4 protein-coding genes and 3 pseudogenes are annotated in these 8,958 nt (G+C 58.7%); 3 read left to right on the top strand and 4 right to left on the bottom strand.

The annotated features are described in order from the left end of the window. The 4 genes and pseudogenes from AAFX91_RS35575 to AAFX91_RS35590 form a co-directional block, all read right to left on the bottom strand. Window positions 1-253, bottom strand: a pseudogene (locus AAFX91_RS35575) (transposase); the annotation flags it as partial. Between the two features lie 113 nt (window positions 254-366). Beyond that, a complete protein-coding gene (locus AAFX91_RS35580; RefSeq protein ID WP_394569652.1) occupies window positions 367-570 on the bottom strand; it encodes a beta-L-arabinofuranosidase domain-containing protein in 204 nt (67 codons plus the stop codon). Beyond that, on the bottom strand, window positions 567-1,400 hold the full coding sequence (locus tag AAFX91_RS35585) for a beta-L-arabinofuranosidase domain-containing protein (protein WP_207231139.1): 834 nt from the start codon (window positions 1,398-1,400) through the stop codon (window positions 567-569). The genes AAFX91_RS35580 and AAFX91_RS35585 overlap by 4 nt, the downstream gene beginning before the upstream one ends. 278 nt (window positions 1,401-1,678) lie before the next feature. Continuing rightward, window positions 1,679-3,703 (bottom strand): annotated as a pseudogene (locus AAFX91_RS35590) (prolyl oligopeptidase family serine peptidase). A 1,009-nt stretch (window positions 3,704-4,712) separates the two neighbouring features. Here AAFX91_RS35590 and AAFX91_RS35595 point away from each other — a divergent pair. The 3 genes and pseudogenes from AAFX91_RS35595 to AAFX91_RS35605 all read left to right on the top strand — a co-directional run bounded on the left by AAFX91_RS35595 (window position 4,713) and on the right by AAFX91_RS35605 (window position 8,481). Then, window positions 4,713-7,323 (top strand): annotated as a pseudogene (locus tag AAFX91_RS35595) (PAS domain S-box protein). Further along, the gene (locus AAFX91_RS35600; RefSeq protein WP_028168833.1) at window positions 7,320-8,000 is read left to right on the top strand and encodes a response regulator transcription factor; all 681 of its coding nucleotides are present in this window, start codon (window positions 7,320-7,322) and stop codon (window positions 7,998-8,000) included. The pseudogene AAFX91_RS35595 and the gene AAFX91_RS35600 overlap by 4 nt, the downstream one beginning before the upstream one ends. A 91-nt stretch (window positions 8,001-8,091) precedes the next feature. Continuing rightward, on the top strand, window positions 8,092-8,481 hold the full coding sequence (locus AAFX91_RS35605; RefSeq protein ID WP_028168832.1) for a response regulator transcription factor: 390 nt from the start codon (window positions 8,092-8,094) through the stop codon (window positions 8,479-8,481). The last annotated feature ends 477 nt before the right edge of the window (window positions 8,482-8,958 follow it).

The raw sequence follows: 8,958 nt of genomic DNA on the forward strand, positions 1-8,958 counted from the left end.
CGATCCAGCTTGCGACCCCTGCCTTGGCCTCGCGGCCGTCGGCATAGCCTCTGAGATAGATGTCCTCATGCTTGAGCGACCGCCACAGCCGCTCGATGAAGACGTTGTCCATCCAACGACCGCGGCCATCCATGGAGATCTTGATCCCTGCACCCGCCAACGCGCCGGTGAAGGCCGCACTGGTGAACTGACTGCCCTGGTCGGTGTTGAAAATCTCCGGCGTGCCGTACTTCGCCAGCGCCTCTTCCAGCGCCGCGTCGATCTTGCGTCTCGTCTTTGTCGTCATCATGCGCTCCGTCTATCAAACGGAGCAGCCCCTTCCAACTAAGCACGTGGTCCCACAATCGGGGTCCATTTCAAACATCATCAGCCCAATCGACGCGCAACTTTCCGCGTACGCGATACGTTCGGCAGATCGTAATCGCTGCTGAACGCTTCGCCGAAGCTTTGCGAGCCGATACCCCCAGTGATATAGATCTGGCGCTGCACTATGTTTTGCCATAGCCGCAGGCAAGCCTGGCGTTGCTGCTCGTTCTGACGCAGACGCGCGAGATGAGCGACCGCAGTCATGAGGTATACAAAACGCACCGCATGCCCGGTTGCAGTCCGCTGTTCCGAAATTGGCAGGTGCGCGCCTGGCTATAGGCCTTATTTTTCACCGTCCAGGGCATGCCATGTGATTTGACGTCGCAGGATTGCCGGCGTTTCTCGTGTTCAATGTCATAGAAGTGCGGCTCGGTGCCCCGTTGCTCCACGAAATAATTGGCTAGCGTCAGATATCGCTGCTCCTGCGTCACTTCGTAGAGGCGCGTCAATGCAAGTTCAATTTCTGGATGGCCATCATAGCCGTGTAGCTGATCGCGCTCCGGGCCGAAAACTGTGGCGAGGTGGTCAGCAAGTCTGCAAACGACGTCCAGCAGGCGTCGTTTGCCAGTAGCCAGAAAGAAAGCGATGCCCGCTTCAATCAAGTGGCCGGCACAGTAAAGCTCATGGCATTCGGCTAGGTTGCTCCAGCGCTCCTGAGGCGCCTTTAGCATGAAATAGGTGTTGAGATAGTCGTCGCCGCATTGGGCGGCCGCAATCAATTCAATCAGCTCATCGGCGGCTTTGTCCAGGTCCGGATTGGGTGTCTGGCACAGCGACCAAGCAGCCGCCTCTAGCCATTTTGCGACATCACTGTCCTGAAAAACCGTGCCGTAGAACTCCCCCTTCGCACGTCCGGCGGCAATACGGAAGTTTTCTACCGCGTGGCTCGGTGTCGCTTGCGGATTGCGGTCGTTGAGCGCGTTCCATTGGTAGGGAATCGCCACTTCCCTCACCAAGTGCTGGCATTTCCCAATCAGCGGATCTGAGACCTGTAGGTCGTGAAGGTTGACTTCGGCCACATCCCGCTGATTCATCTCGTTTCTCCTTCGTGTGGGGCGAACCGGCGCCTAGCTCAGGCAAGCCAGCTCGCCATGATCGTTGTTGAGGTTGCGGCCCCGAAATTGGCGGCTGCGCAATCGTATTCTGCACGCGAACGTTGAAACGCTAGAAATGGAAAAGCTGCCCCCCATGCCGCTGGATGGCGTAGGGCTCATAAAGGGCTGGTCAAACCAAGCTTCTTTCCAATCCCCTACCGCTGAAATGTCATGCAACCATCACGCTGGAGCTTGTGTGATCACAAGCGCCGGTCCACCTAAGCCTCGCCGTCAAGCCAGCCGATCTTGCTCTTCAGGAATCGAAAGCCCAGCAATCTCGAACCCGGCCCGCTCCCTATTGTCCCGACCGTAACCATGACCGCCCGCCGCAGGCTCGTAGAAATAGGCCTCGTAGCCCATCGCCTGGAGCTTCGCGGCCATCTTGCGCGCGTGTCCGGGATGAACACGATCGTCCCGCCCGCGGTGGCGATCAGGATCGGCGGGTATGTTTGGCCGCGTTTGGCGGCATGATACGCGGAATAGGTCTTGAGCCACTCCCAGTGGTCGAGCTTATCGGGGTCCCCATATCGCAATCCAGCTTGCCCCTGCCAGAAGCTTGGTGTAGCGGCGCATGTCGATCAGCGGGATCGTGTAGACCAGCGCGCCGAAGCGTTCCGGATAGCGCGTCAGCATATTGGTGATGAGGATGCCGCTGTTCGATCCGCCCTGGGCTGCGATCCGCTTCGGCTCCGTGACGCCACGACGCACGAGATCGGCGGCAACGGCAGCGAAGTCGTCGTGCGACAATTTCTTGCCACTGAGACGGCCGGCATCGTGCCAGCGCGTGCCGAACTCGCCACGGCCGCGTAGATGCGCCTGGACCGTGGTGCCGCCGCGCTCGAGCCAAAGCTTGCCAAGCGCTGAATTGTAGGACGGCCTCATCGAGATTCCAAAGCCGCCGTAGCCGCTCATATGGACGGGCGCATCGCCCGTCTCGCCGGCCGGACCGGTCCGTACGTAGGGGATGTGCTCGCCATCAATCGAAATGGCCTCATGTTGGGTGACCACCAGCCCATCCACGGTGAAGGTCTTCGGCGCCTGCTTGAGCACGGTCGGACTGCCGACATTATTCTCGATCAGCATAAGCGAAGCTGGCGTGAGCGGATCCTGGCTATCGACGAGCAGGTCGCCATTGCGTTCGGATGGGTCGCTATCAAGAGGCCAGACCTGGACTATCCCTATGTCGGGAATCCCGCGCAGTCGCGCGCGGCTCCACCCTTTATCGGATGGCGAGCAGATCTCGAAGAACGGCCGCAGTTCGTTGAGGATGGAAAGCACAAGCCTACCGGCACTCCAAAAGAGCCCCTGCAGCGCCCGGCGTGGGCTTGGTTCGAAAAGAACCTCGAACTGACGGTTGCCTTGAAGGAAAGCGGCCAAAGAGATGACGAGCACCGTATCCGCGGCATAGGTCTGCCCTGCCACAGATCAGGGCTCGCGCGGTCTGATGGCGAGCCAGTCGCGATGGGTGGCAGAATTGAAGGCGTCCACCTGATCGACGAACCACAGCCGTGGCGGCACGACGGTGCGCTCGACATTGCAGCCGGCTTCAACATGATCAGCTACGACCTCAAAGATCACTTGCGCTTGATCCGCCTGCGTACCGCGCCGCCATATCCTCACTGTACGCGCATAGCCGGAGGTCGTCGCCATGCCCTGCCTATGAGAGCTCGACAGCACCAGCGTATCGGGATCGAGCCGTTCAACCGCGCTCTTGGCTTCCGGCAAGACGAAGCTATCACCGACAAACGTCTACGTGTCGGTATCGAACTCACGCAGGGCGACGGCATCACTGCCGCCGCGCGATAGGCTCAAAATCGTTCGTCTATGACTCCCCTGCGGCCAGACCGTCGCCCTCAGAAGCCGGTCTTCGCCTTCGCTAACCGCGAGCTGATCGATCTCGAGCAGAGCTTCCCATGACGGCTTTGGCGTGCGAAATTCTTCCAGAGTGGTTCGTCGCAAGAGGCCGCGCGGATTGTTGGCGTCCTTCCAGAGATTGTAGAGATAGCTGCCGCGCCGCCGGACGTAGGGAATATTGTCCGGCCGATCCGATCGTAAATCCAGGTCAGCGCGTCGCGATCCCGCTCGCCAAACACCTGCAGCGTCTTGCCATTCTGCCGCTCAACAAATTTCAGCGCCCGCGCGCCTTCGATCTGTTCCAACCACAGATAGGGATCATCGTCTGGAGCGGAAAGCGTCGGCTTTGCAGGTACTTTGTCGTCGCGTTTGCTTTCACCACGCTTCACTCCATCGCCATTGACGCGCACTCCCGACACAGCACCGCATCAAAGCTTTTCACATATTGCATCCGCAGTTCATTGCGGTGGCGGCCGTCGAGGCTGATTGCCATGTGTCAGTCAATTCCATCAATTGCTGAAGTTGGTAGTTGACTTGGGCGCGCTCTGACGCATTTGGCAGGACCGCACATCCTCAAGGCTTCAACCCCAAACTGCCCGTGGCAACTTCATCTCGATGCGAGCTCGGCTTTCCTTGCCTGGGGGCGACTACCGAGCACCTGGGCGACACCGCCCCACCCCAAGTGGCCGCGCTCACAACGTCCGTACCTCTGGATCAAGGTAAGATCGAGAACTTGGTTGCTGAGGGCCGAGACCGTTCTTGCAGCGCAAAGAGGCGCTTGCGGTACGAGCTACACCGAAATTGCTTTCATCACCCTCGCCGCCGGGCGAATCTGGCTATCAATTGAGTCCACGCGCTGGGGAACCTACCGTGCGGATCCCACGCCGCAACGCGAAAGGGCACGCCCGCGCCCATGCGGCGGCAGAGGCTTAGGATGCTCGCTAACATTCGGCACGGCCCTAACGGCCCCCTTTCAGTCGAACTGCCGGCCTGGCCGTTGCGCTCTGTTGGGGTCCTATGCGCACTGGCCGTATGGGTTCTAAAAAGGGTTTGATGGGCCGCCTCGATCGGCTAGCTTCTCAGGGACACCGTTCTTCGGCGTCATAAAAGTCTGGAAAGTCTGGAAGCGCGGAAGTGGCTAGGCGTACCATCGAAATCTATCGCTCAATTAGCTTAAAATGCGGTCTCATCGCGCAACCGGCAGCGGCGGACCTCAGGACGAGCGGAAGCAAAGCCGAGTCAAAACGTTAGTATAGTTTTCCAGATCCTTGGGATAGGTTATTTATTTAGGCCAGGCTGATTTACCAAGTTCGGGCGCCTTACCAAGTTTGGACCCCTTACCAAGTTCGGACCCTCACGAAGCTCGGACGCTTAGTCGCGCAGCGTGTTTTTGGTGGCATTGTCCTGGCGCTGGTGACAACTTCCTTGTACTTTCATACCCATTTCGCCGCGATGGCGTTCTCTTATTGGTAGTGGTCTTGCGGTTTTCGCTATGGGCAGCCTCATTGTATCTGCCATGCTTTCCATCTTGTCCATCGCTGTTTTGGCCTACTTCTTTACGCCCCCTACTTCCAATCTTGCGTTCGATGCTCCGCAAGATCTTCCGGTGGTTGTGATTCTCTTTGTTGCCTTGCTTGTCGGAACCCACCTCATCCGAAAAGTCCGCCGGGAAAGGGCGGCCACGCTTGAGGCCGCAGCCAAGCTCCGGCGCAGCGAGGTTGAGTTGCGAGATCGAGAGAAATGGTGGCGCGAAGTCTTCGAGCATAACCCGGTCATGTACTTCATGGTCGATGCCGCCGGAACGGTCCTGAACGTGAACACGTTGGGCGCAACACAGCTCGGCTATTCGCCCTCGGAGCTCGTCGGGCATTCCGTTCTGAAGGTCTTTCTGGAAGAAGATCTTACCCTTGTTCGCAAATGCCTTGGGCTGTGCGTTGAAACCGTCGGCCAATCCCACACTTGGGACATCCAGAAGGTCAGGAAGGATGGCGCGGTGCTGTGGGTGCGGGAAAACGCCAAAGCCATGCATTGGGCAGACGACCAGCTCATCATCCTCATCGCCTGCGAAGATATCACCGAGCGAAAGCGGACGGAAACTGCCCTGCGGCGGAGTGAAGCCCATTTGGCCCAGGCGCAGGAATTGAGCCGCACCGGCAGCTTCGGCTGGAACGTCGCCACCGGCGAGGTCATCTGGTCAAAGGAGACCTTTCGCATTTTCCAACACGATCCGGCGACAAAACTGAACCCGCAACTCGTCATTGATCGAGCCCATCCAGAAGATCGGGCTGCCGTGCGACAGACCATTGATCGAGCGCTCCGAAACCTAGAGGATTTCGAGCACGAATACCGACTGCTGTTGCCGGACGGCTCGGTGAAGCACCTCCACGCGCTGGCACGAGCCATTAGAACCGCATCTGGCGATATCGAGTTTGTCGGGGCAGTGACGGACATTACGGCTGCAAAGCAGGCGGAACAACAGCTTCGCCGTAGCGAGGCCTATCTGGCCGAAGCACAGCGTCTCAGTCACACGGGCAGCTGGTCCTGGGACGTCCACCGTCTCGAATTTGTGTATCGCTCCGCCGAAGTCGATCGTCTGTTTGGCTTCGATCCGGAAGAGACTGTATCGATAGAGACCATCCGGTCGCGTATCCATCCAGACGACTTGCCGCAGCTTCGGGAAGTGCCGCGCCAGGCTATCGAAGACAAGGGAGGGCACTTCGAATATGATTTCCGAATCCTTCTTCCAAAAGGCGCGATAAGGCGCATACATTCCGTTGCGCACGCTGTGGTCGGTAGCGATGGCAACGTCAGCGAGCTCATCGGAACGCATATGGATGTCACCGAGCAATACGCAGCTAGGGAACGGCTGGAAAAGGCTCTTGCTGACTTGCGCGAAAGTGAGCAGCGCTTTCGCGACTACGCCGAAACGGCCTCCGACTGGCTCTGGGAGACCGGGCCGGACCACCGGGTCACCCGCTTTTCGGGGCACACCAGCGCAGCAAGCATTTTGGCCACGGGAGTCGTCGGGCTGCTTCGCTGCGAAATTGCGGGCGATGTCGAAGCGGAATCTGAGAAGTGGCGGCAGCATCAGGCGACAGTCGACGCGCGACTTCCATTTCGCGATTTCATCTATCGCACCGTCACCCGGACCGGATCTCCAATTTACGTCCGGACCAGCGGCAAGCCATTCTTTGATGCTGACGGCAATTTCCTCGGCTATCGCGGCGTCAGCACTGACATCACCGCAACCATCCGCGCAGATCAGGCTGAACGAGAACTGCGGAAGGCGCAGGCGGAGCTCGCGCACGTGACACGCGTAACGACGCTGGGCGAGATGACCACCTCCATTGCGCACGAGATAAACCAGCCGCTGGCCGCCATTGTCGCCAATGGCGAGGCTTGTCTGGGTTGGCTTGATCGCGAAACTCCTGATCTTTCCGCCGCGCGCTGCTCAGTGGAATGGATCATCGAGGACGCCATCCGGGCGAGCGAGGTGATTCGCCGCATTCGCACGCTAGCCAAGAAAAGCGAGATCGAGATGGTGCCGCTCAATATCAATGAGATCGTCAAGGAGGTTGTCGCGCTGGTGACTCGCGAGCTGGTCAGCCACCAGGTGTCGTTGCGGACCGAGTTGGCGGCGGCCCTCCCCATGATCCTGGGTGACCGGGTTCAACTGCAACAGGTGATCATGAATCTGGTGATGAACGGGATTGAGGCCATGCAAACAGTCAGAGACCGACCGCGCGAACTGGTGATCCGGTCATCCCAACACGATCTGGGAGGCGTGCACCTCGCCGTGACAGATTGCGGCGTTGGGATCACCGAGGAACACGCTGACCAGGTGTTCAACCCCTTTTTCACCACCAAATCAACCGGCCTTGGAATGGGCCTTTCGATCTGCCGTTCGATCGTGGAGGCTCACGGAGGGAGCCTGTCGATTGCCTGCAAGCAGGAGTCGGGCGCGACGTTTCAATTGGTCCTGCCGTTGCATGAAGAGGTCGTGTCGTGACCGGGCGCTGTGACTCGCCGCGCGGAGGCGCGCAAGCGGAGAAGCCGAGCGGAAGAGCGATCGTCTTCGTGATCGACGACGACGTCTCGATGCGTCGTTCGCTCGCGAATCTTTTTCGATCGGTAGGCTTGGACGTTGTTGCGTTCGGATCGGCGCGAGAAATGCTGCAAGCCAAGCTTCCGGATGTTGCCAGCTGCCTGGTCCTTGACGTCAGGCTACCGGGATTGAGTGGCCTCGAGCTGCAGACTGAGCTCGCCAAGTTGAACCTTCGCATTCCGATCATTTTCATCACTGGTCATGGCGACATTCCCATGACCGTCAAGGCCATGAAGGGCGGAGCGGTCGATTTTCTCACCAAGCCGTTTCGCGATCAGGAGCTGCTTGACGCCGTGGTCGCCGCGACCGAACGGGATCGCAAAAGGCGGGAGGTTGAGAAGACGGTTGCCAACCTGCAGTCCTCGTTTGAGGCCTTAAGCCCACGCGAACAGGCCGTGATGAAACTGGTCACTGCTGGGCTGATGAACAAACAGATAGCCGCAGAGCTCGGGCTGGCCGAAATTACCATCAAGATCTACCGCGGACAGGTAATGAAGAAAATGGGCGCACGGTCGCTGGCCGATTTAATCAGAATGGCTGAGCCCCTGGGAATTCGTCCCAACCGGCCGGAACAAGCCTAAGTATGACTATACAATTTCATCTCTCAAGCCCACCCTTGACCCAGCCGACTATGCTTCGGCAATCGCCTTTTCTGCGTTAGGAGGGGTCGTTTTGTTCACGCCTTCGCTCATTTCCGTGGTCGATGACGACGGCTCCGTCCGTGCTGCCATAAATAATCTTTTGAAATCCCGCGGCTACATAGTCCATACATTTGCATCCGCTGAGGAGTTCTTGCGCTCGCCACACCTGAATGAAACATCGTGTGTGATTGCGGACGTGCAGATGTCCGCTATGAGCGGCTTGGACCTGCTGACACATATGCGGGCCGAAGGTTGCGATGCTCCATTCATTTTCATCACTGCCTTTCCCGATGATCGCGTTCGCGCCCGGGCGCTGAGCGCGGGAGCGATTTGCTTGCTGGCCAAGCCATTCGCAGGACAGCACCTGATCAGGTGCCTACATACCGCACTGGATAAGCATCGCGGCGGAGCTAACGCGTGAGACGATGAGCACGCAGTCTGCTCAGTTCGGTGCTGATCTGTGGGCGGAACCGCGCGCTTCGCAACACCGCAACGTCGATGAAGACCTCGGCCTCGCATCGCAACTCGTAACCAGTCGTTGGCGATCGGGGTCCCCTATTGATATTTTTCCGGTATTCGTCACTGGCTTGCGGCGGGGCTCCATCACCTACGGTCGCGAACGCTTTGAGATTTACGACGAAGCCACTTGCTCGACTAACCTCAGTTTCAACTGGTCGTGGCCACCCTAGAGGCGGCCCATATCTCAGGCATTGCTAACAGCAGCGATGATCTCGGCAGGCGCTCCTGTTCGCGGCGAAAGTTTGACTCTGATGAAGGCGCGCTCCATCACGGTGCTTGGCCCAGATTGCTGAGTGTAACCAGTCGACCGTGAAGAACCCGGATTTCAGCTTGGGAGGAGCTGAAGTCGGCGGATGAGCTGGACGAGGATTTGGCGCAG

Origin of the sequence: Bradyrhizobium sp. 31Argb (assembly GCF_043638955.1) — a bacterium.
Lineage (GTDB): Bacteria > Pseudomonadota > Alphaproteobacteria > Rhizobiales > Xanthobacteraceae > Bradyrhizobium.

Coding starts and splice junctions, on each gene's coding strand:
- AAFX91_RS35585 (WP_207231139.1), bottom strand. CDS start 1,400: ATGAATCAGCGGGATGTGGCCGAAGTCAACCTTCACGACCTACAGGTC.
- AAFX91_RS35580 (WP_394569652.1), bottom strand. CDS start 570: ATGACTGCGGTCGCTCATCTCGCGCGTCTGCGTCAGAACGAGCAGCAA.